At 39.0% G+C, this 22185-nt stretch carries 21 protein-coding genes; 14 read left to right on the top strand and 7 right to left on the bottom strand.

Going from position 1 to position 22185, the window contains the following annotated elements; all coding sequences use genetic code 11:
• Nucleotides 1-265: 265 nt before the first annotated feature.
• From C7H19_RS09550 to C7H19_RS09560, 3 genes are all read left to right on the top strand, one after another.
• Nucleotides 266-628, top strand: coding sequence for a cupin domain-containing protein (locus C7H19_RS09550; RefSeq protein WP_106456652.1), 363 nt, complete (start codon nt 266-268; stop codon nt 626-628).
• 186 nt (nt 629-814) lie between these two features.
• Nucleotides 815-1918, top strand: a complete 1104-nt coding sequence (locus C7H19_RS09555; protein ID WP_106456653.1) for a Gfo/Idh/MocA family protein — start codon at nt 815-817, stop codon at nt 1916-1918.
• A 33-nt stretch (nt 1919-1951) separates the two neighbouring features.
• Entirely contained in the window at nt 1952-3202 is a 1251-nt protein-coding gene (locus C7H19_RS09560) for a Zn-dependent hydrolase (RefSeq protein WP_106456654.1), read from the top strand.
• A gap of 72 nt (nt 3203-3274) precedes the next feature.
• Here the strand turns inward: C7H19_RS09560 and C7H19_RS09565 are convergent, their stop codons facing one another.
• Entirely contained in the window at nt 3275-4156 is an 882-nt protein-coding gene (locus tag C7H19_RS09565) for a tetratricopeptide repeat protein (protein WP_106456655.1), read from the bottom strand.
• Between the two features lie 199 nt (nt 4157-4355).
• Between C7H19_RS09565 and C7H19_RS09570 the strand changes: the two genes are divergently transcribed.
• Nucleotides 4356-5390 (top strand): GGDEF domain-containing response regulator, encoded by a 1035-nt coding sequence (locus C7H19_RS09570; RefSeq protein ID WP_106456656.1) that lies wholly within the window; start codon nt 4356-4358, stop codon nt 5388-5390.
• 24 nt (nt 5391-5414) lie between these two features.
• Nucleotides 5415-6542 (top strand): beta-ketoacyl-ACP synthase, encoded by a 1128-nt coding sequence (locus tag C7H19_RS09575; RefSeq protein WP_106456657.1) that lies wholly within the window; start codon nt 5415-5417, stop codon nt 6540-6542.
• Here the strand turns inward: C7H19_RS09575 and C7H19_RS09580 are convergent.
• On the bottom strand, nt 6539-7027 hold the full coding sequence (locus C7H19_RS09580; protein ID WP_106456658.1) for a hypothetical protein: 489 nt from the start codon (nt 7025-7027) through the stop codon (nt 6539-6541). The two genes, C7H19_RS09575 and C7H19_RS09580, sit on opposite strands and share 4 nt — an antisense overlap.
• Nucleotides 7028-7148: 121 nt before the next feature.
• On the opposite strand from C7H19_RS09580, the gene C7H19_RS09585 reads away from it, so the two are divergent.
• The 5 genes from C7H19_RS09585 to C7H19_RS09605 all read left to right on the top strand — a co-directional run bounded on the left by C7H19_RS09585 (nt 7149) and on the right by C7H19_RS09605 (nt 11721).
• Nucleotides 7149-8735, top strand: a complete 1587-nt coding sequence (locus C7H19_RS09585; protein WP_106456659.1) for a S8 family serine peptidase — start codon at nt 7149-7151, stop codon at nt 8733-8735.
• Nucleotides 8736-8807: 72 nt separating this feature from the next.
• The gene (locus C7H19_RS09590; RefSeq protein WP_106456660.1) at nt 8808-10019 is read left to right on the top strand and encodes a M20 metallopeptidase family protein; all 1212 of its coding nucleotides are present in this window, start codon (nt 8808-8810) and stop codon (nt 10017-10019) included.
• Between the two features lie 149 nt (nt 10020-10168).
• Nucleotides 10169-10744, top strand: a complete 576-nt coding sequence (locus C7H19_RS09595; RefSeq protein ID WP_245927419.1) for a hypothetical protein — start codon at nt 10169-10171, stop codon at nt 10742-10744.
• Between the two features lie 127 nt (nt 10745-10871).
• Entirely contained in the window at nt 10872-11195 is a 324-nt protein-coding gene (locus C7H19_RS09600; RefSeq protein ID WP_106456661.1) for a phasin family protein, read from the top strand.
• 7 nt (nt 11196-11202) lie between these two features.
• Complete coding sequence (locus C7H19_RS09605) at nt 11203-11721, top strand: FKBP-type peptidyl-prolyl cis-trans isomerase (RefSeq protein WP_106456662.1); 519 nt, start codon at nt 11203-11205, stop codon at nt 11719-11721.
• A gap of 212 nt (nt 11722-11933) precedes the next feature.
• Here the strand turns inward: C7H19_RS09605 and C7H19_RS09610 are convergent, their stop codons facing one another.
• Entirely contained in the window at nt 11934-12713 is a 780-nt protein-coding gene (locus C7H19_RS09610) for a DUF4079 domain-containing protein (protein ID WP_106456663.1), read from the bottom strand.
• Between the two features lie 333 nt (nt 12714-13046).
• Here C7H19_RS09610 and C7H19_RS09615 point away from each other — a divergent pair, with 333 nt between their 5' ends.
• Nucleotides 13047-13931, top strand: coding sequence for an RnfABCDGE type electron transport complex subunit D (locus tag C7H19_RS09615; protein WP_106456664.1), 885 nt, complete (start codon nt 13047-13049; stop codon nt 13929-13931).
• A gap of 74 nt (nt 13932-14005) precedes the next feature.
• Nucleotides 14006-15310 (top strand): DUF2330 domain-containing protein, encoded by a 1305-nt coding sequence (locus tag C7H19_RS09620; RefSeq protein WP_106456665.1) that lies wholly within the window; start codon nt 14006-14008, stop codon nt 15308-15310.
• A gap of 52 nt (nt 15311-15362) precedes the next feature.
• Here the strand turns inward: C7H19_RS09620 and aqpZ are convergent, their stop codons facing one another.
• A complete protein-coding gene (gene aqpZ, locus C7H19_RS09625) occupies nt 15363-16148 on the bottom strand; it encodes an aquaporin Z (RefSeq protein WP_106456666.1) in 786 nt (261 codons plus the stop codon).
• A 332-nt stretch (nt 16149-16480) separates the two neighbouring features.
• Here aqpZ and hisG point away from each other — a divergent pair, with 332 nt between their 5' ends.
• The gene (hisG, locus tag C7H19_RS09630) at nt 16481-17113 is read left to right on the top strand and encodes an ATP phosphoribosyltransferase (protein WP_106456667.1); all 633 of its coding nucleotides are present in this window, start codon (nt 16481-16483) and stop codon (nt 17111-17113) included.
• A 42-nt stretch (nt 17114-17155) separates the two neighbouring features.
• Here hisG and C7H19_RS09635 read toward each other — a convergent pair whose 3' ends face one another.
• Together C7H19_RS09635 and C7H19_RS09640 are read right to left on the bottom strand one after the other, a co-directional pair.
• Nucleotides 17156-18025, bottom strand: coding sequence for a HEAT repeat domain-containing protein (locus tag C7H19_RS09635; RefSeq protein WP_106456668.1), 870 nt, complete (start codon nt 18023-18025; stop codon nt 17156-17158).
• A gap of 11 nt (nt 18026-18036) precedes the next feature.
• A complete protein-coding gene (locus C7H19_RS09640) occupies nt 18037-18255 on the bottom strand; it encodes an acetyltransferase (protein WP_106456669.1) in 219 nt (72 codons plus the stop codon).
• A 148-nt stretch (nt 18256-18403) separates the two neighbouring features.
• Between C7H19_RS09640 and C7H19_RS09645 the strand changes: the two genes are divergently transcribed.
• Nucleotides 18404-19672, top strand: a complete 1269-nt coding sequence (locus C7H19_RS09645; protein WP_106456670.1) for a C-phycoerythrin alpha-cysteine-82 phycoerythrobilin lyase CpeY — start codon at nt 18404-18406, stop codon at nt 19670-19672.
• Between the two features lie 243 nt (nt 19673-19915).
• Here C7H19_RS09645 and C7H19_RS09650 read toward each other — a convergent pair whose 3' ends face one another.
• Entirely contained in the window at nt 19916-21961 is a 2046-nt protein-coding gene (locus C7H19_RS09650) for an NAD(P)H-quinone oxidoreductase subunit 5 (RefSeq protein ID WP_106456671.1), read from the bottom strand.
• Nucleotides 21962-22185 lie beyond the last annotated feature (224 nt).

Here is a 22185-nt window from a genome sequence, read left to right on the forward strand (position 1 = left end):
AAGCTCTGATCTTTTTCTACCTATGAAGCCCTCAACCTCATATATATACTTTATTTTGCTGTTCATCACCCCTTGAGGATTTTTGGAATAATTTAACTTATTCCTGTTATATAAAATTCAGCCGCCAAGTGTCACTCCAAAATGTGCCAATTGAGGGATTGGTTTTGTTAGTTCATTCTCTATCACCGTTTAAAATTTAGGTCTAAAGCAGATTCAATATTTTATTATTAAATAATTTGGATAACATTTTTGCTTAATTAAAACCATGTTTGTCAAAAACCTTCAAGACTGTGAAGAATTTCTAGCGGGTGATAGTACCCAACTCAGAGAATTACTCCATCCTGATAAACAACCTTTAGAACTACGTTATAGTTTAGCTCATGCGGTATTACCCGTAGGCGAAACTTCCTTAGCTCATTCGCTAACAACCTCAGAAGTCTATTACATTCTGAGTGGGAAAGGAGAAATGCACATTAATGATGAAACACAAATAGTCGTACCTGGTGATGCAGTTTATATACCACCTAATGCTAAACAATATATTTATAGCTGTGGCGAAGAATCATTAGTTTTTCTGTGTATTGTCGATCCTGCGTGGCGAAAAGAAGATGAAACCGTATATAAATGATAATAAAACTTGAATTTCAGTTCCTCAGCTTATGACACTTACTAAAGCGTCACTAAGAATCATGTTTAAAGTTATAAATTCAGGTATCTTTTTAAATGTGTGAGGAGTGAGAAGAAAGCAAAGCCCTTGAGGTCGAAACACGGCAAGACTCTTAAGGGCTTTTCCATGTAACTTAAAATCATAAATATGGATAAAATAGGTGTTGCAGTTGTTGGTACAGGGTTCGGACAACAAATCCATTTACCCGGGTTTGCTCATCATCATCGAACCGAAGTCGTCGCTATCCATAACCGAAACTTAGAAAAAGCAAAGACGATCGCTTCTACTCATCATATCCCATACGCATTCGATCAACTTGATGAAATTCTCGCTTTAGATGAAGTCGATGCAGTCAGTATATCAACTCCTCCCTTTTTACACTACGAAATGGGGAAAAAAGTAATCGAAGCAGGAAAGCATCTCCTACTCGAAAAACCGATGAATCTCAACGCAAATGAAACTAAATCTCTATATCATCTTGCTCAAGAAAAAAATGTCATTGTTACTACCGATTTTGAATTCCGTTTCGTTCCTGCATGGCAACTTTTAGCCGAATATTTAGCACAAGATTATGTCGGAAAAATACGCCTCATTAAAATAGATTGGATGGTAGCGAGTCGCGCAAACCCCGATCGCGCTTGGAATTGGTATTCTAGAAAAGATAAAGGAGGTGGTGTACTCGGTGCGGTTGGTTCCCATGCTTTTGATTATATTAATTGGTTATTAGGTTCTGTAAAGCGTCTGTGTGGCTATTTAAGCTGTGCAATTACCTATAGACCTGATCCGATGGATAATAACCGTCTCAAGCCTGTAGACGCAGATGATACCTGTCTGGTAATGCTTGAATTAGCCGATGGGACCCCCTGTCAAATGACCCTTAGTTCAGTCACCTATAATGGTCGGGGACATTGGTTAGAAATTTATGGAGAAAAGGGAACTCTAATTTTAGGCAGTTCTAACCTAAAAGATTATGTACATGGTTTTCGGTTAATGGCTGCACAAAGCGGGGAAAGTTTACAAGAAATCGAAATCCCAAAACGTTTAGATTTCCCGCAAGTCTTCCCAGATGGACGTTTAGCCCCTTTTATTAGAGTGGTAAATCGTTGGGTTGAAGCAATAGATACTCATCAGTCTCTCACTCCATCCTTACGAGAAGGGGTATACTCTCAACTTTTGATGGATATAACCCATCAATCCCATGAGCGTCATTGTTGGGTCGATGTTCCTGATTTAGATACGTTTCTAAGATAGAATGTATACAATTTTAATTCGACACAATTATTAATGGTTAGTAGTATAGTTAAACCCATCGTTATAAATAGCGATCGCTTACTTAAAAGTATTGAAGATTTAGCCAAAATCGGTCATCTTTCTGATGGTGGAGTTTGTCGCATTGCTTTTACTCCCGAAGACTTAGCCGCACGAAATCTTATACAAAGTTGGATGATTGAAACGGGAATGAGTGTCAGAATTGATACAGCAGGTAATATGATTGGTACTTATCAGGGAAAATATCCCCAAGCATCGACTTTATCGACAGGATCTCATATTGATACGGTTCCCAATGGGGGGCGTTATGATGGAGCATATGGGGTTTTAGCTGGTATAGAAGTTGTTAGAGTATTGCATGAAGCGGATATACGTTTAAATCATTCCATTGAAGTCATCGTTTTTGCTGATGAAGAAAGTACGATGATCGGTTCTAAAGCAATGGTCGGTAAAATTGTTAATGATCCTAATTATTATACTCATGTCGATGGAAGAGATATTCAGACTTGTTTAGAATATATTGGGGGAAATTGGCATAAAATTGACCAAGCGCGACGAACTAACCAAGAAATGGCCGCATTTGTTGAATTGCACGTTGAACAAGGCCCAGTTTTGGAGTCAATGGATAAAAAAATAGGCGTAGTACAGGGAATTGTCGGACAAAGACGCTATGTTATTACAGTAACAGGTCACTCCAGTCATGCGGGTTCAACTCCGATGAATATGCGTAGTGATGCTCTTGTTGCTGCATCCTTGATTATTTTAGCCGTTAATCGGATTGGAAACACCCCCGGTCAACAAGTCGCTACAGTGGGTAAAATGCAAGTATCACCGAATGCACCGAATGTAATTCCTGGTATTGTTGAGATGAGTTTGGATATTCGGGATTTGTCTAACGAGCATTTAGATCATTTAATGGCAGAATTAATACAAGAGATAGAAGCGATCGCAACTCGTACCCAAACACAAATTAAGCTAGAACCCTGTCTCCGTAACGAACCTGCACCCGCAGCATCCAATATACAACAAACCATTGCTAAAATTTGTGAAGATTTTGGATTTAGCTATACTTATTTACCCAGTCGTGCTAGTCATGATGCTCAAGAAATGGCCAATTTAACGGATATGGGTATGATATTTGTACCGAGTATTGCAGGTATTAGCCATGCTCAAACCGAATATACTTCACCTGAGCAATGCGTTGAAGGTGCCAATGTTCTGTTACATACTTTCCTACGATTAGATCAACATTATTCTATTCTGTAAGGCTTTGATCTTCCTCGCCATTAATTTAGATCAACAGGGCTTAAAAAGTCCAAATTCTAAAAATTAACTGGTTTAAGGTAACTGTCTCATGAGATCCAAAGCTTTTTGAGCATCGACTTTTTGCCCTTGTTTTTCAAATAAATTAGCTGCTTGTTGTAGATCATTTCTCGCTTTTGGAGGCTCATTCATTTTAATATAAATTAAACCACGATTATAATAAGCAAAAGCATCATTTTGATTAAAACTAATCGCTTGATTAAAATCTTCTATGGCTTTCGGATATTCTTTTAATTCGCCGTAAACAAAACCCCGATTATAATAAGCTTCAGCGTAGCTAGGATTAAGAAAAATCGCTTGATTAAAATCTTCTATAGCTTTTTCATAATTACTTAAATTGCCCCAAGCAACACCACGATTGAGGTAAACAGTAGCCGACTGCGGATTAAGAGAAATCGCTTGATTAAAATCGTCTAAGGCTCCTTTGTAGTCACCTAAATGACTGCGGCTGATACCACGATTTGCGTAAGCATTACCGTTTTGGGGAGCCAGACGGATTACTTGATCGTAATCTTTTAATGCACCCTGATCATCTCCCATTTTAGCACGGGTCATAGCGCGATTGTGATAAGCTTTTGTATGAACGGGATCAAGACGAAGAGTTTGAGTATAATCATTAATGGCTTTTTGATATTCTCCTAATTCATCCCAAAGATTCCCCCGATTAAAAAAGGCTTCAGGTATAGTGGAATCAAGACGAATAGCTTCATTATAATCAGCGATCGCACCTTGAAGATCCCCCTTTTTATATTTTTCAACACCTTGATAAAAAAGTTGCTGCGCTTGGATTAAACTATTAGATGTATTGGGTGATGGAAGATCAGCAGACTTAATGACGCTAGGAGCGAGTAGCAGGAGAGAAAAACTCAATAAAGACGATAAAGGTAATCTTTTCATAAATAAAATTTCCTAAAGGGATTTGAATTCAAGAGTAACTTTAATAAATTGCAAAAATTCTAAAGAAAACTTTAAACCAAAAAAAGATAATTTGGCTCTATAAATGGGAATAATTTAAGTAAGGACAACGGTTTAAGCCTTTTTTAGCCTTGTCTTTTTAGTTTGCTTATCCTAAAAATATCATTAAATTACTTTAAACATGACGATTCAAGCAGAACAATTTTCCGAGGCAAACATCCTGATTATAGGAGATATTCCCGATCAGCTTGCCTTTTTTTGCCCTCTATTGCTTAAAAGGGGCTATAACGTATATCATACAAAGGATCTCAATCAAGGCATTGAGAAAGCAACGACAGATTTACCCCATCTTATTATTCTAAGTACTGAACTAAAAGATCCTGATAGCTATACCTTTTGTCAAACGATTAAAGAAAATAAAATAATCAGCCATATTTCGGTACTTTTTTTCGTGATCGATCACTTAACTTTTGATGTTTGGAAAATTTATAAAATTGGAGGGGCTGACTATCTGAGTTATCCTTATCATCCTGAAGAAATGTTAACCCGGATTCACCATCAAATGACGATCGCTAAACTAAAAAGACGTATCGATAAGCAAAATAGTCAACTCGAAAAAACTCTGGAAGATTTACATAAAGTAGAATCCAATATGGGAGAAGTTTATAATAATCTCAGGGAATTTTCTTTTGATGATACACTAACAAAAGTGGCTAATCGTCGGCGGTTTGAAGAAATTCTCGAAAAAGAATGGCGACGTTGTGCGCGAGATCGAATTTCTTGGGGAAATGTAGATCAAACCTCCTTATCTTTAATTCTTGGGGATTTGGATTACTTTCACGCTTATAATGAGCAAGTAGGTCTACAAGCAGGCGATCGCTGTTTACAAGATATTGCTCAAGCTATAGTTGCAGTGATTAAACGTCCGGCGGATCTTGTAGCTCGTTATCATGGGGCTACCTTTGCCATCTTACTTCCTTATACCAACTTAGATGGAGCTTTACAAGTCACTAATTTAATTCGCTTAGAAATTGAACAATTAAAAATTTCTCATCCGACATCAAAAGTCAGTCAATATATTACACTGAGTTTTGGGGTGGTGACTGGAATTCCATCTAATGCGCTAGACTCTGATATTGTAACTCGAAGGGCTTCTGACGCACTCCAACAAGCTAAGGAAAAAGGAAGAAATTGTATCGTATGTGATACCATCTAAATTTTTCAACCCAACACCCATCAGATGAATGTAGATGATAAAACGATCGTTGTTACAGGAATCGCCTTACAATCTTGTTTAGGAAATCTATCCCAAACATGGCATTCTCTAATACAAGGAAAAAGCGGTATTAAAAAGTTAAAACCCTTCTGTAACATACCTGCTTTCCCGATGGGTTTAATTCAGGATAAACCGCTACAACTCCCAACATTAACGCAAATTCTTTTAAAAATGGCTCTAGAAGATGCGTTATTAGTTCCACCTTTACCAGACTGTGGCGTTGTCATTGGATCGAGTCGTGGCTGTCAAGGAATAATCGAAACAATTGCACTTTCTAAAAATACGGAAAACTGGTTAGATAGTTTACCCCATTATGCAGCAACAACGATCGCCCATTTGATCGAAACCTTAGCCCCAGTTTTATCGCCAATGGCTGCTTGTACAACAGGAATATGGGCAATAGCTCAAGGCATTGAACTTATCTTACAAGGAAAATGCGATCGAGCGATCGTTGGTGCCATAGAAACCCCCATTACTCCCCTAACTTTAACGGGTTTTTCCCAAATGGGCGCATTAGCCGAAACAGGGTGTTATCCCTTTGATGAAAAACGAGAAGGTTTAGTTTTAGGAGAAGGAGGGGCAATATTAGTCTTAGAAACCGCAGAATTAGCCGCTCAACGCAAGGCTAAAATCTATGGAAAAGTGTTAGGATTTGGTTTAACCTGTGATGCGTATCATATGAGCGCACCCGCAAAGGATCTCAAAAGTGGAATAATTGCCGTAAAAGATTGTTTATTCCGTAGCCAGCTAAACACAGAAGATATCGACTACATCCATACTCACGGAACCAGTACCCAACTCAATGACGATCGAGAAGCTAAAATAATTAATACACTCTTTAGCCCATCGGTTGCCATTAGTTCCACCAAAGGCGCGACAGGGCATACATTAGGCGCGTCTGGGGCGCTCGGTGTAGCGTTTTGTCTGATGGCTTTAAAAACTGGGATCTTGCCGCCTTGTGTCGGCTTAAACCGCCCTGCATATAAAATGAATTTTGTCAATAGTTCTTGTAAAAATAACCCCAAATACGCACTCTGTTTAAGTTTTGGTTTTGGGGGACAAAATGGTGTAATTGCCGTCGGAAAAGTCTAACTCAACCAGACTAAACCACCGAGTAAAACAAGAACAAGCCCTAGAGCAACCCAGATAAAACGGTTATCTTTGGTATTAATTGGCCCGATTTCCTCGTTTTTGGGAGGTTTATAGAGATTTTGCCCTTTTTGAAATTTCGGTTCACTATCGGGTAATTTTTCTAAGTCGGGAATTTTACTCATCCATTCCGGCGGACGTTGTAAGCGTGGAGCTTCTAGAATATAAAGAATCTGTTTTGCTCGGTTACGAATATCGTAGATCGGATGAGTGGTTAACTGACGACATAAACTGGTTGCTTCTTCTACTTTATCCATCCCTTGATATGCAGTGACGATCCAAGTTTGAATTTCTCCCCCTTGGCGTGAATTGGGCGAAATTTCTTGCAAAGCTTTCTCAAATAATTGTACACTAAGACGGTATTCGCCACGCTCAAAGGCAGCCCGTCCCGCTTCAAATTGACTGGGAAATTGAGTATTAGTATCCACTACACAGAGTAATAAATGTGACTATTCAAAATTTATCGTATTTTATTAATCCTTTTCCACCCTCAGAGGAATACGAATTAGTAGAATTGAGCATAGATCACCATTCTTAAAATCGCCACTTATGGGAAGATTAGTTAAATTAGCTTGGATTATAGCTACACTTGGAGTCGTTACACCTGTTTTAGCCCTCGATACATCCATTGGTGAAGAAGGAATTTTTGCCGATCGCTTACAAAATGAACCACTTAACTTAACAGGGCGTAAAATTGCTATTGGACAAGTAGAAATCGGTAGACCCATCCGGTATGGTTTAGATAAAGTAGCCGCATGGAAACCGCCTTATATATTATCAGGATTATTTTATCGAAATGAATTGGCTAAAGCCAACACCTATGTTGATAATCATGCGTCAATGGTAGCGGGGGTGATGGTGAGTCAAGATAAGCGCTTTAAAGGAGTCGCCCCAGATGCTAGATTATATTCAGGTGCAGTCGGTTCACTCAAAAAAGGCGGACAACCCGAAGAATGTTTAACCAGTCAGCATATCGCTTTACAAAATAGTGGTGATGTTAGGGCGATTAATTTTAGTTTTGGTGAATCTTTGCAACGAGATCCTAGAGAAAATGCCAAATTAGACGGAAATGCGCTTTTAACTCAATGTATTGATTGGTCTTCTCGCGTTCACGATGTTTTATATGTGATTGCGGGAAATCAGGGTAAAGGAGGTATTCCGATTCCAACTGATCATTATAATGGAATTACCGCCGCCTATACAGCCAAAAGACAAGGACAATATAAAAAAATAGATTTTGCTAACTTAAGTGGTTTACCCGTTGGGATAGGTAGTAGTTTAATTAAAAAAGAAATTAATCAAGGAAGTCGTCGGGCAGTTAGTTTAGTCGCACCGGGTAATAAAATTTCAACTTATGATATGAAGGGCAAAATTGTCGAAGTGAGTGGAACAAGTTTCGCTGCACCCCATATTACCGCTACAGTGGCCCTTTTACAAGAATACGGCGATCGTCAAATTCGTCAAGATCCCTCTAACTGGAATATCGATGCTCGTCGTCATGAAGTGATGAAAGCAATCTTATTAAATTCTGCTGATAAAATTCTAGATCCTGGAAATGGTTTATTACTGGGAATGAACCGAACTACTTTAAACAAACATAATCAAACATGGTTCGATTCTGATGCTTATTCTAATCCCAAAATCCCTTTAGATATTCAAATGGGAAGCGGACATCTTAACGCATGGCGAGCCTATCAACAGTATAGCGCCCATCAGCAGAGTCCAGATACGCCCGTTTCACCGATAGGATGGGATTATCGAACCGTCGAAATGAATGGTTATCGAGATTATATTTTAGAACAACCCTTATTAGAACAAAGTTTTGTTTCAATTACCTTAGCTTGGGATCGCGTGGTTGAACTCAATGATAGTAATCAAAATCAACGGTATGATATTGGAGAAACATTCCGCGATCGGGGTTTAAATAATCTTGATGTTTACTTGATGAGCGCAGACCAAGATAATAATACAAAGTATACTTGTGCCTCAATCAGTGATGCTGATAGTATTGAACATATTTTCTGTCCCGTCCCAAAAACAGGAAACTATAAAATCCGCGTTCAATATCGTCAAAGAATTAATAATGCAGATCAATCTTATGCTCTAGCATGGTGGACAGTCCCCGCAAGTAAATAAGAGACAATTCGTCACATTAATCAAAGATAAAATCGGGTTACACTAGGGATCTAGTGGCTCGATTGATGTACTATGCTCTCTACTTTTCCCGTTTCGACTTCGACTGATTTATCGCAAATTCGTCTAGAAATTCGTGCTTTACAAAGTCAATTAGTGACATGGCGACGACAATTACACCAAAAACCCGAATTAGCCTTTACTGAACGCCTCACTGCTGCATTAATCGCCCAAAAACTCGAAAAAATGGGCATCGAACATTATACCGAAATAGCCCAGACGGGAATTGTTGCTATTATTAAAAGTGCATATCCTGGGCCAGTTTTAGCCATTCGTGCGGATATGGATGCGTTACCGATACAAGAAGAAAATGAAGTCGAATATCGATCGCAAGATGACGGAAAAATGCACGCTTGTGGACATGATGGACATATAGCGATCGCACTCGGTACCGCTTATTACCTTTCCCAACATCGTCACGCTTTCAAAGGAACCGTTAAAATCATCTTTCAACCCGCCGAAGAGGGGCCAGGTGGCGCAAAACCGATGATCGAAGCTGGTGTACTCAAAAATCCTGATGTTGATGCCATCATTGGTTTACACCTTTGGAATAATCTACCCTTGGGTACGGTTGGGGTACGCAGTGGCGCATTAATGGCGGCTGTAGAGACATTTCATATCCTAATTCAAGGAAAAGGCGGACACGGGGCGATGCCTCATCAAACCGTTGATTCTATCGTTGTAGGCGCACAAATTATTAATGCTTTACAAACCATTGTCGCCCGCAATGTCAACCCCATTGACTCAGCCGTCGTGACGGTAGGCGAATTTCATGCCGGTAGCGCCAATAATGTAATTGCAGATACCGCCGTGATGGATGGAACGGTGAGATATTTTAATCCTGCTTATGATGGTTATTTCGAGAAAAGATTACATAGCATAATTCAAGGAATTTGTCAAGCATATGGGGCGAATTACGAGTTAGATTACTGGCAATTGTATCCACCTGTCATTAATAATGCTCAAATCGCTGAGTTAGTGCGTTCTGTAGCGGTAGAAGTCGTGGAAACGCCGGCGGGAATTGTGCCAGAATGTCAGACGATGGGGGGTGAAGATATGTCTTTCTTTTTACAGGAAGTTCCTGGATGTTATTTCTTTTTAGGTTCCGCTAATTCTGAAAAAGGATTAGCTTATCCTCATCATCATCCTCGTTTTGATTTCGATGAAACCGCTTTAGCGATGGGTGTAGAAATTTTTGTCCGGTGTGTCGAAAAATTCTGCTCTTAAACTTCTATTTTTCAACGGATTTAATATTAACCGTTTTTAATTCTAACAATAAAGGTATAGATGACCCTTAAGATAGATTTATTGAATAATCTCTTGTTGCGGGTCTTCTAAAATGTTATAAAAAATTTATATTTTCTTTTGAAATAAACATGATTTCAGAAAGTGAGATTACTAATACTCTAAACAATTACTTTGGCAGTGAAACGGTAGCGCGTCCGACTCCCGAAGTTTGGCAGGTTGATACAGATCAATTACGTTTATTGCTGATGCTCTCTTCTGATCAAACTTTGATTAGGATATTAGTACCAATTGTTCCTCTACAAACCGCCCAATCTTATTTGATAGAGTTATTAGAAGCAAATTTTGATTTAACTCAAATGGTACGCTTTGCCATTCATCAAGGGGTTGTCTGGGGAGTCTTTCAACATTTTGGAGAAACCTTAACCACACAAGATTTAAAAGAAGCGATCGATCAGTTAGTGTGGCTACATCAAAACGGGCTAAATGAATGTTTTAAAATTTTAGTTGAAAAACAAGTCCGCCAGATTATTCGTGCTTCTAAACTGCAAGGACAATCTTTAGAAGCAACTTTACAAAGTCTAAATCGTCTTTATGAGGAAGGAATGTTAGGCGGATTAGATCAAGATTCCCAAGAACGTGAACAGTTTTTGTCAGCTTGGAAATTACAGCTTGAACGTCTATGGGATAGTGAAAGTATCGTTTAAAGCACGATAATTTCGTAATTTCCGTCAATTAAGATAGGGTTATCCGTCTTAAGTAAGTTGAGGATAAGACCTATGGATTTGATAGGATCATGGGGATTCACTCTATGTGGAGATAAATAGGGTTCACATGGATAATAATGATTGGATTAAACAACTATTAATGGTTGGGATCGGGACGACTTCCCTCGTCGCCGAAAAATTGAAAGAAGCGAGCGATCAATGGGTTAAAGAAGGGAAAATCAATCCCGATCAAGCTAAGGTTTTTGTTGATGATTTTATGAATCAACTAAAAACAGAACAAGGGGGGTTTGAAAAACAACTCGAACGACAAATGCGGAATATCCTTCAAGATCTGGGGGTTTCGCGTCAGTCAGAAGTCGATGAATTGCGCGGAAGGATTGATCGATTGGAACGACAGGTCAGAGAATTAGAAAATAAACTTTGGCGATAGTGTTTTTATGAAAGAAATTTTGATTAGTTTTAGCGTCGTTGCCTTTTTTGGTTTTTTGCTGATTTTGTCTTCTATCTTCAATCTTGGCAAACAACCAGACGCGATCGCTTCTGACATGAATTCCTCTCCCGTATCCACCCTCGCAGCCAATTCAACTAAGGAAACAAGCAAAATGGATTTAAGTAATGCAACAACCACTCCTTCAGGTCTTCAATATATTGATGTTGTTGAAGGAGACGGTGCCACTCCAAAAACTGGACAAAAAGTTACTGTACACTACACAGGAACTCTAGAGAACGGTAAAAAGTTTGATAGTTCAGTAGACAGAGGGTCTCCTTTTAATTTCAAAATTGGTGTCGGACAGGTGATTAAAGGATGGGATGAAGGGGTCGGAACGATGAAAGTCGGTGGCCGTCGTACTTTGATTATTCCTCCCGACTTGGGTTATGGGGCGCGAGGTGCAGGTGGTGTTATTCCTCCCAATGCAACTCTAATTTTTGATGTGGAATTACTTGACGTTAAGTAATTTTTGTGGTAGCGAATATGCTTTTGGATTAATGAAGTACGCTAGGGATTAAAATCCCTGTCTTATAGCTCAAGTCGGCGGGGCGTACAAGGTTCGCCGTGCGACGGCTTTCCACAGCCCCTTGTTAAAACCGACTAACTATATGAGATAAGAGTCCATTTTAATGGACTTAGGCTTTGAGACAGAGAAATCATTCTCTGGCGGTACTTACCTCAAAAATCGAGGGTTTTGTCATAATCCAGCTTCATTTGTGCAAAAGTAGACGAATTAAGCGACGTTTGACCATCAGGACAGGTTTTATTATTAAAATCACACTTGTAGATATGTGGTTTTTGCCAACTTAGGGGAATTTCGAGTAAATCTCTTGTTCCTGTCATGCCTTGTCCAATAAATAGCAGTAAGGCTAGACTATTGAGAATAGTATGAATCATGCGCCAACGGTTTGAACGATCTTTGTAAATATCTTCGACGATCGCCAGTGAAAAAATCATTAACATTGAAGCGACCATACCGATATAATAATGTGACCAATACCATTGATTGGACAAGCGATATACGCCATTTTGACAGCCAAGAATAACTAAACCCATTCCCGTTAGCGTTGCAAAAATCGCCCGCCACTTTTTCTCTCTAGCGCGATACAGTAAAAATAAGGAAACAACGGTCAAAATAAACATCAGGAGAATAAAAATCACCTGAAAGCTTTGTAATTTGCCATCTTTTTGTTGATCAATAAATCCTTGATAACCGTAGACGACGGAATAAGCTAAAGCAACTAGGTTTACACCAACAACTGAAGCAGCTAACCATCGTCCTATTTTAAGGTGTTCTGGCCCAACGACGGGAGGAATTTTACTTTTACCACCTTCAGCGCTTTGTAAGCGTCTTTGACGAGTTTGCCAAGCGAAGTTGACTGTTATTCCAATGATGGGGAAAACAAAAGCAACCGCTAAGACTGGATGAATGAGAGTAATAAAGTCTTCAAATTTCATAATTATTTTTTTTAGGTAATACAATATTTATCTAGGATTGGGTTTACCACGATATCCAAAATTTAACGCTTCATTCTGAGATTTCGTTGAGAAAGAGAAGAGGCAATCTTAAAAAAAGCTGAAAAAATATTTTAATTATATTTTAGTCGTCATTACTATAAGCAACAAAGAAGTTTTTGTTACCATCGTTATTGAATCTTTACATTCATAGTATTGAATAAAGATAAGGTTATAGCTTCCTGAAAATACTTGTTACAGAAAATGAAACAATAACTTGAGAATCTAAAAGCTAATGGCATAATTGACGAATTAACAATCGATGATTAGTTTGTAATGCTTTTTTCTTTTAAAGATGCCCGTGATTATCAGATTCTCTTTTTGTCTCTATTTCTGTGTTTAGGATTGATGACTCGTGATTGGAGCATTAGAATTGATTGTATCGTGGTGGCGATTTTAAGTTGTTTATTGACACAGTTTGTTTTATCTTTTTGGACACAATACCATCAAAAGCAACAAGAGAATTATTTAAATCCTAGCTGGAATCGGATCTTAAAAAACTTTCCCTATTCTAGTCTAAAAAGTGCTTTGATAACTGCATTAGGTTTAAGTTTATTGCTGCGAGTTAATGATGTGGCAACAATAGCGATCGCTGGTTGTTTAGCTATCTCTAGTAAGTTTCTCTTCCAGTGGAAAAATAAACATTTTTTCAATCCAGCAAATTTCGGTATTATTCTCACTTTACTTCTCACTAAAGATGCTTGGGTTTCGCCTGGACAATGGGGGACAGATTGGGTTTATTTACTCTTGTTTTTAGGATTAGGAGGAATTGTTTTAAACAAAGTTGGAAGATGGGATACTTCCCTAATTTTTCTTTTTACTTATTCTAGTTTAGAATTGATCCGTAATTATTGGTTAGGCTGGTCTTTCGACGTATTGCAACATCATTTGATGAACGGTAGTTTAATCGTTTTTGCCCTCTTTATGATTACCGATCCTCGTTCAATTCCTAATTCTCGAATAAGCCGGATTGTTTGGTCAATTTGCTTGGCTATTCTGGTTTATATACTAGAGCATAAACTTTACTTAAAAACGAGCCTTTTTTGGTCATTATTTATCTTATCTCCTTTCACACTAATTTTAGATATGACTTGGAAAGAAGTTCAATTTAATTGGAATTATTTAGGCTTTTCATCTAAATCTATCCCAAGAATAACCTAGAATTATGGTCTTTTTATTCTATCGAAAAAATCATCATCTTATTTTGTGATTGGCAACCAAGCGCATAGAAAAACATGAAAAAAATCAGTATTATCTTAATTTCCATAATTACCCTTTTCTTACTAACTAAACCTGCTTTTGCCTTTTGTGGCTTTTATGTAGCTAAAGCCGATAAAAGTTTATATAACAAAGCGTCTCAAGTGGTGATTGCAAGAAATGGACAAAGAACCGTTTTAACAATGGCGAATGACTATCAAGGAGAAATGAAAGACTTTGCTTTAGTTGTTCCCGTTCCTGTTGTTTTAAAAGAAGATCAAGTTAATGTAGGGGATGCAACAATTATCGAAAGATTAGACGCATTTAGCGCACCAAGATTAGTAGAATATTTTGACCCAGATCCCTGTATAGTTTATCACATAAGAGAAAATTTTCCAGCAGCACCGTCGGCATCTGAAGACCGCATGAGTCAAAAAGTTTCTGGTAATAGTGCGTTAGGTGTCACTGTCGAAGAACAATTTACAGTCGGTGAATATGATATTGTTATTCTCAGTGCAAAAGAATCGAATGGCTTAGAAATTTGGCTCAGACAAAATGGTTATAAAATCCCTCAAGGTGCGAGCGCTCTACTACAACCCTATATCCGTCAAAATTTAAAATTCTTTGTCGCTAAAGTCAATTTAAAAGAATTTGCTAAAACGGGTTTCAATTCGCTACGTCCTTTACAAATGGCTTATGAATCTCCTAAATTTATGTTACCCATTCGCTTAGGCATGATTAATAGTAAAGGGGAACAAGATTTACTGGTTTATCTGCTTTCACCTAAAGGACGAATTGAATTAACCAATTATCGTACCGTCAAAGTTCCTTCAGATGCAGAAATACCAGAATTTGTTCAACAAGAATTTAGCAATTTTTATAAAGCCATGTTCCAGAAAAGTTATACTCAAGAAGGAAAAAAAGTAGCTTTTCTCGAATATGCTTGGGATATGAGCAATTGTGATCCTTGTTCTGCTGAACCCTTAAACCCAGAGGAATTAAAAAAAGCGGGTGTTTTTTGGCTGAATGGGAATCAGTATAATAGTGTTTTTATTAGCCGTCTTCATGTGCGCTACAGTAGAACTAAATTCCCTGAAGATCTACAGTTTCAAGAAACAGCTAATCAAGAATCGTTTCAAGGTCGATATGTGATGCGTCGTCCGTTTAGGGGTGAATTGAAATGTAGTGCCGCACAAAGCTATAAAAGTGGCGTTCGTAATAGACAAGAACAAGAAGCACAAACTCTAGCCAAACTAACTGGATGGGATATTAATAATATTCGCAGCAAGATTAATTTTATCAAAGCAAGTCCCTTACCTTGGTGGCGTAATTTGTGGAATTAGGACAAAAAAAATAGGGTGATAAAAGACTCACCCTACACACTATTAAGTAAAATTAACTTTCGATTAATTCTCTATCAGCAGCTAAACGGGCTGCTTTTTCTTCTCTAGTTTCATCAAAAACGTTGCTATAAACTTTGCCAGCGAGAATGGCACCGACAATAGGGGCAACCCAGAATAGCCATAATTGACCGATTAACGCTGCATTGCCGCAGAATAAAGCAACACCTGTGCTTCTAGCGGGGTTAACTGAGGTATTGGTAATGGGAATACTGATTAAGTGAATTAAGGTTAATCCTAAACCAATTGCCACAGGCGCAAACCCTTTGGGCGCACGTGCATCAGTTGAACCTAAAATGATAATCAAAAAGATGAAGGTTAAGATTACTTCAGCGAGTAAGCAGGAAACTAAACCATAACCATTGGGAGAATGATCACCATAACCATTAGTGGCTAGAGGATTGGAACCGGTTAAATCTAGTTTACCGTTACCACTTGCTATGATGTAGATAGCTAAACCTGCAACGATCGCGCCACCGACTTGAGCGATGATATAGGGTAGTAATTCTGAACTCGAAAACCGATTACCCGCCCACAAACCGAAGGAAACAGCAGGGTTAAAGTGTCCCCCCGAAATATGTCCAACGGCATAAGCTAAGGTTAAAACGGTTAAACCGAATGCTAGGGCTACTCCAACAAAGGCAATACCAAGATTGAAACCGAAAGCCGTTCCGTCTGCTGTTTTAGAAGCGCCTGTTACAACCGCAGCGAAAACCGCACTACCGCAACCGCCAAAGACTAACCAAAATGTGCCGATAAACTCAGCGATATATTTTTTCATTGTTTTCCCGAATTTGTGATTTAACTATCTTAAGTCGAATATAATCTAGCAGAAAACTATTACTTCTGTTAGATTTACTTTTTTTAATAAAGTATAATATACATATTAAAAAAGTTTCAAGACTGTACGTGATCCTATGAAGTTCCTGTGAAGAGGCTTTAAAATTTTTTTTTTTCTTTACATTTTTTTTAGGTTTGATCAATCAAGAATATCTTTTTAGAAAAATACAATCACGGTATACATTAAAAAAGTTTTAAGAGTTACTTTTTGCTGAGGCTTTCCTTAAATGGCACTTCTCCCGCACAATGGTAATGGATTAACTCACAGACTTTATGATTACGATCGCACTCCCTAAAGGCGCACTTTTAACCGACAGTATCAAGCTTTTCCAAAAAATCGGTCTAGATTTTAGTGCTTTTCTGGACTCCAGTAACCGACAATTACAAATTACAGATCCAACCAATACCGCTAAAGCCGTCTTGGTGAGAACCCATGATGTACCAGTTTATGTAGAATATGGACAAGCTCAACTTGGTGTTGTTGGGTATGATGTTTTACTCGAAAAAACACCCGATGTGGCTAATTTAGCCGATCTTAAATTTGGCGTTTGTCGGATGTCTCTTGCAGTTCGTGAGGCGAGTTCTTACCGTAGACCTTCGGAATTACCCCCTAATGGACGGGTGGCGACTAAGTTTGTTCACTGTGCTAAAGAATATTTTCGCCGTTTAGATCTTCCGGTCGAAATTATTCCCTTGTATGGTTCAGTAGAATTGGGTCCGATTACGGGAATGTCTGAGGCTATTGTTGATTTAGTCTCTACAGGCAAAACCCTTAAAGAAAATGGTCTGATAGAAATTGATATTTTATTTAACAGTACCGCTAGATTGATTGCTCATCCTTTGAGTTATCGTCTCAATCAGGATCATTTGTGTGATTGGGTGGAGAAATTACGTTTACAGGTTTAGCAAAAAAAAGAGGGTTTGGCGACCAAACCCCTACAAAATTAATTACCATTCGTCTTCGACTTGTTTTTCCAGTTGAGAAATGGCTAATTTAATAATCTGCTGTACTGATGGTTCTGATTCAATGTTTAAAGCCGTTTGTAGGGGTTCTATTGCCGAACGATCGCCCACCTTCATTAAAGCTAAAGCGGCTGATTTTCGGCTTTCCAGTACTGAGTCTTGCAATAATTTAACCAGTTGGGGAATGGCTGGCTGATAGGCTAATTTCCCGATCGCTGCTGCGGCTTCACTGCGAACATTTTCGGACGGATCACTTAAGGCGTTGACCAATATTGTTAAGGTTTCCTCATCTGGGTCATCTTCTGCTAGTTTTGCCAGTGTCCCAATTATCGCCGCCCTCACTTCGACTGATTCTGAAGAAACCCTAGGATATAGCCATTCTTTGCCCTCTGCGCCGATGAAAGATAACGCCCAAGCCGCATGACCTTTTGTGCTTTCGGGATGGTCTGGTGAGCCTAGAATATCCAATAGAGCGGGTACTGATTCCCTACCTGTTCTGGCTAATGCTCCAATGGCTGAACCTTTAACAACCGTATCTTCATCGTTGAGGAGGGCATGAATTAAAGTGGGTACGGCACTGGGATCGGAAATTAGGGTTAAGGTTTTACCGCTTGCACGTCTAACGACAGGGTTTGGATGATGGAGTAATGCTTCTTCTAGAAAGGGCGTTGCAGGTTTTCCGATTTCTCCAAGGGCTTCAGCAAAACCCAGTCTAACCATGCCGCGTGTATCCCCCAAGCATTCTACCATCTGTTGCAAGTTTTGCTCTGTTGCCTCAAAGGTGCCTTGAGCAATTTCTTGATTGATCCGCTTTAGCAGTGTATCAGTTTCGGCGTGAGATAAGGGATTACTCATAAATAAATAGTTTAATTATTCGCCTGCTGCTGTGAGCGGAGGGCTTCTAAAACTGAGTCAATTTTAGCAAGTTCGGGTTCAAGTTGAGCCAGCGTTTGTGATTTGGGGAGTTTTGCTCGTTGTGCTGCGGTGAGGGTTTCACTCAGAAGACGTTCTCTATATGCTTCTAATTCTGCGATCGCTTCGGTGATTTCTGTGGTAGAGGCTGGTGTTGTTTGATTTTCAGACATCGTTTTTTATTGCTCAATTATTCCAGTTTCCATCTTCCCAAAACCTGTTCTTGATGGCTAGTGAATGTAAAGTAACGTAAAGTCTTTTTAAGCTAGTCAGTGACCAACTTAAAATGAGTTTTGGTAGATTCAACAGACAATAAGGTTTATGGATACGCGCTTTTCCAATATTTTTAATCTAACTGAAGATCAAGCGATCGCTCTTTTACAAACTCCTTTAGATGATCTCGAAGATAAAACCGATCGTTACATTGCTGCGTCTCATTTGGTCAATTTTCCCAGTGAACGGACCGTAAATGCTTTAATTGAAGCGATTCATAATCCTGATCCTCATTTGTATAATCGGATCACAAGACGTAAAGCGATCGAAAGTTTAGGACGACTCAAAGCAAATATCGCTTTACCGGTAATCTGTTCTTGTTTAGCCGATGATGATATATATACCGTAGAAAATTCCGTTTGGGCGATTGGCGAAATTGGGACAGATGATGCAACAATTTTAGAAGAAATTGCCAAGCTTTTAGAGAAACCCCAACAAAGTTATCGCGTTATTATCCAAACTTTAGCTAATTTTAATTATTTGCCCGCTTTGGAGCGAATTAAACCTTTTATTGATTCCGATAACGAACCCATTGCTAGTTCTGCGATCGCTGCTGTAGCTCGTTTTACTGGAGATTATAGCCAAATCGATAAAGTTGTGGCTTTTTTAACTCATTCGAGTGTCAATGCAAGACGCGCTTGTATCCAAGATCTCATTGATGCTAAATATTATGATGCTATTCCACAAATTGCCCGTTGTGCGGTTTCGATTGTTTTTCGGCTGCGGGGAATTCGTTTATTAGCGGATGCGGGAAAAGAAGAAGGTAAGTTATCTTTTTCTCAAATTGAACCTTTTTTAGATCAAGTGATGCGAGATCATCCCAATGATTTAGATTTAGTGCATCAATACGAAGAAATTCCCCCAACTGAGTTTTTAATTCAAGAACTTTATAATACTGATTTTGGACGCTGTTATTTAGCGACTAAAGCTTTAATTGAAAATTACGCCGAAACAGTTGAGGATGAAGTTATTAAAAGTTACAACGATGAAGCACATAACGATTATGGGGCGCATTATCATGTTATTAAATTATTAGGTTGGCTTAAATCTGATGCGGGTTATGAGATCGTGGTTGAAGCGTTAAATAATCGTCGTCCTCAGTTCCAAAAATCCCGTTCTGCTGCGGCGATCGCTCTGGCTAATTATGGAGATAAAAAGGCTATTCCTTTGATTCAAGAAGCTTTAAATACTAAAGTTTGGGAGTTAAAATATGCCTGTTTAATGGCTTTAAAAGAATTAGGCGAAGGAAATTTACAATCTTATCTGACTGATGAGGATGATTGGATGGTGAAAGAGAAAGGGAATTTATTAGCTTAGTTTTTTAATTAATCAAGAAAGATGAAAAATTAAATGGGTTAGAATGATTAGTCCGATAATCCACCGTGAAATTAATTTCACGGCTCACAGCATAAGTCCGTTAAAACGGACTAAAAATTTCTTATATTTAGTCGGTTTTAACAAGGGGCTGTGGAAAGCCGTCGCACGGCGAACCTTGTACGCCCCGCCGACTTAAGCTGTGAGACAGGGATTTTAATCCCTGACGGTATCTCAAAAATGAAGTTAAACCAAACTGAACATAATCACTAAACCCAAAACCGCCGCAAAGATAATGAGAGCATAGAATTGTACACGACCGTTTTCTAGGTATTTTAAGCCTTCGCCACTCACAATAGTTGCTAAACCTGTTAAGTTAACGGCACCATCAATAACACGATAATCAACTTCCATGATTTGACGAGCCAGACGACGACATCCTTGGACAAATACTCGGTCATATATATCATCAAAGTACCATTTATTCAGTGATAATTGATACAAAGTGGGATATTTTTTAGCGATCGCTGCTGGATCAATTTTCTTCTGTAGATACATCAAAACGGCTAGAGTGATGCCAATTAAAGATATACCGACTGAAGATCCTGCCATCAGTCCAAATTCAGTCAAATCAAAATGACTGACTTCTTCTAAGACTTCACTGGGTGCATGGATGAAATGTTCAAAGTCATTATCCCAAGGTTTACCCAACAAACCAATTAACACAGAAGGAACAGCGAGGGCAACTAAGGGAAAATACATCGTAAATGGCGACTCATGGGGGGTGTCGCTGTGGGAATGATGATCATCATGAACATCGCTTTCTAATTCCTTGATATCCATTGCACCAGGGCCAAAAGTTGGAATTGCACCAGAGAAAGCTAAAAGTTGCTTTTGAATTCCTTTATCTTTACCTCTAAAATTACCTTCAAAGGTCAGAAAATACATTCGGAACATATAAAACGCCGTCATTCCAGCAGTTAGCCAACCCACTAACCAAAGTAAGGGGTTTGCTTGGAAGGCTAAACCGAGAATTTCATCTTTTGACCAAAAACCCGCAAAAGGAGGAATACCAGAAATAGCCAGCGTTCCAATGAGGAAGGTAATCGAAGTAATGGGCATATATTTGCGTAATCCACCCATTAAACGCATATCTTGGGCTAAAATCGGCTCATGTCCGACAACAGCTTCCATGCCATGAATGACAGAACCCGAACCGAGAAACAACATCGCTTTAAAGTAAGCATGGGTCATCAAGTGGAATAAACCTGCTGTATAACCGCCAATTCCCATCGCCATTACCATGTATCCGAGTTGAGACATGGTGGAATAAGCCAAACCTTTTTTAATATCATTTTGGGTTAGGGCAATGGTAGCCCCTAAAAAGGCGGTAAAGCAGCCTGTCCAAGCGATCGTACTCATGGCGGCTGGGATATTTTCAAATACAGGGTACATCCGCGCAATCAGAAATACACCTGCTGCAACCATCGTCGCCGCGTGAATTAATGCTGAAATGGGGGTGGGGCCTTCCATTGCGTCGGGTAGCCAAACGTGTAGGGGAAACTGAGCGGATTTGGCAACTGGACCCAAAAATACCAAAATTGCGAATAAGGCGGCTAATGCGGGGGCTAGAGTGCCACTAGAGACTAAAGTTTCTAAGCGATCGCCCATTACATCAAAGTCAAAACTACCGGTCGCCCAAAATAAACCTAGCATACCGAGGAGTAAACCAAAGTCCCCAACTCGGTTAGTAACAAATGCTTTTTGACAAGCGTCGGCGGCTGCTTTGCGGTAGAACCAAAAACCAATTAGCAGGTAGGAACACATCCCCACTAATTCCCAAAATACATACACTTGTACTAAATTAGGGCTGATCACTAAGCCCAACATCGAGGAACTAAATAAGCTCAAATAGGCATAGAAGCGTACATAGCCTGGATCATGTGCCATATAGCCATCGGTGTAGATCATGACCAGAAGTGCCACCGTGGTTACAATGACGTTCATCAAGGCACTAAGATGATCGATGGTATAGCCCATTTTTAAACGAAAGTTTCCGGCGGCTGCCCACTCAAACATCTGAGTATAAGTTTCATGACCTTGGATTTGACTCCACAGCAGGGCGAAAGACAGCACCATCGCCGCTCCGAGGAGAGAAATAATAAAAATAGCATTAATTTGTCGGAGTTTGACGGTTATTTGACTGAATGACAGCAACCCGATCCCGACTACCATCGCTCCAACTAAGGGAAGCACGGGAACTAACCAGGCGTACTGATAAAGTGTTTCCATTATGTGTTCGGCCTACTTTATATTTCGTTACTATGATTTATCCCTAACCATTTTGACACATACCGATTCTGAGAGTTGTCTATTTAAAGACTAGGTTTATGATTTTTTCTTAAAAAAAACATAATCTATGATCAATAAGTGTTTATGATGTTGTCTTTGATGGTTTAATCTCAAATTCAATAAATTACGCGTAGGGATTTGGTCTGGGGACCCTATGGCTGAAA

This window comes from Aphanothece hegewaldii CCALA 016, assembly GCF_003007785.1.
Classification (GTDB): Bacteria; Cyanobacteriota; Cyanobacteriia; order Cyanobacteriales; family Microcystaceae; genus Chroococcus; species Chroococcus hegewaldii.

Excerpts from the sequence above, each read along its gene's own strand:
- C7H19_RS09550 (WP_106456652.1), top strand. The coding sequence starts at position 266 with ATGTTTGTCAAAAACCTTCAAGACTGTGAAGAATTTCTAGCGGGTGAT.
- C7H19_RS09555 (WP_106456653.1), top strand. The coding sequence starts at position 815 with ATGGATAAAATAGGTGTTGCAGTTGTTGGTACAGGGTTCGGACAACAA.
- C7H19_RS09560 (WP_106456654.1), top strand. The coding sequence starts at position 1,952 with ATGGTTAGTAGTATAGTTAAACCCATCGTTATAAATAGCGATCGCTTA.
- C7H19_RS09565 (WP_106456655.1), bottom strand. The coding sequence starts at position 4,156 with ATGAAAAGATTACCTTTATCGTCTTTATTGAGTTTTTCTCTCCTGCTA.
- C7H19_RS09570 (WP_106456656.1), top strand. The coding sequence starts at position 4,356 with ATGACGATTCAAGCAGAACAATTTTCCGAGGCAAACATCCTGATTATA.
- C7H19_RS09575 (WP_106456657.1), top strand. The coding sequence starts at position 5,415 with ATGAATGTAGATGATAAAACGATCGTTGTTACAGGAATCGCCTTACAA.
- C7H19_RS09585 (WP_106456659.1), top strand. The coding sequence starts at position 7,149 with ATGGGAAGATTAGTTAAATTAGCTTGGATTATAGCTACACTTGGAGTC.
- C7H19_RS09590 (WP_106456660.1), top strand. The coding sequence starts at position 8,808 with ATGCTCTCTACTTTTCCCGTTTCGACTTCGACTGATTTATCGCAAATT.
- C7H19_RS09595 (WP_245927419.1), top strand. The coding sequence starts at position 10,169 with ATGATTTCAGAAAGTGAGATTACTAATACTCTAAACAATTACTTTGGC.
- C7H19_RS09600 (WP_106456661.1), top strand. The coding sequence starts at position 10,872 with ATGGATAATAATGATTGGATTAAACAACTATTAATGGTTGGGATCGGG.
- C7H19_RS09605 (WP_106456662.1), top strand. The coding sequence starts at position 11,203 with ATGAAAGAAATTTTGATTAGTTTTAGCGTCGTTGCCTTTTTTGGTTTT.
- C7H19_RS09610 (WP_106456663.1), bottom strand. The coding sequence starts at position 12,713 with ATGAAATTTGAAGACTTTATTACTCTCATTCATCCAGTCTTAGCGGTT.
- C7H19_RS09615 (WP_106456664.1), top strand. The coding sequence starts at position 13,047 with ATGCTTTTTTCTTTTAAAGATGCCCGTGATTATCAGATTCTCTTTTTG.
- C7H19_RS09620 (WP_106456665.1), top strand. The coding sequence starts at position 14,006 with ATGAAAAAAATCAGTATTATCTTAATTTCCATAATTACCCTTTTCTTA.
- aqpZ (WP_106456666.1), bottom strand. The coding sequence starts at position 16,148 with ATGAAAAAATATATCGCTGAGTTTATCGGCACATTTTGGTTAGTCTTT.
- hisG (WP_106456667.1), top strand. The coding sequence starts at position 16,481 with ATGATTACGATCGCACTCCCTAAAGGCGCACTTTTAACCGACAGTATC.
- C7H19_RS09635 (WP_106456668.1), bottom strand. The coding sequence starts at position 18,025 with ATGAGTAATCCCTTATCTCACGCCGAAACTGATACACTGCTAAAGCGG.
- C7H19_RS09640 (WP_106456669.1), bottom strand. The coding sequence starts at position 18,255 with ATGTCTGAAAATCAAACAACACCAGCCTCTACCACAGAAATCACCGAA.
- C7H19_RS09645 (WP_106456670.1), top strand. The coding sequence starts at position 18,404 with ATGGATACGCGCTTTTCCAATATTTTTAATCTAACTGAAGATCAAGCG.
- C7H19_RS09650 (WP_106456671.1), bottom strand. The coding sequence starts at position 21,961 with ATGGAAACACTTTATCAGTACGCCTGGTTAGTTCCCGTGCTTCCCTTA.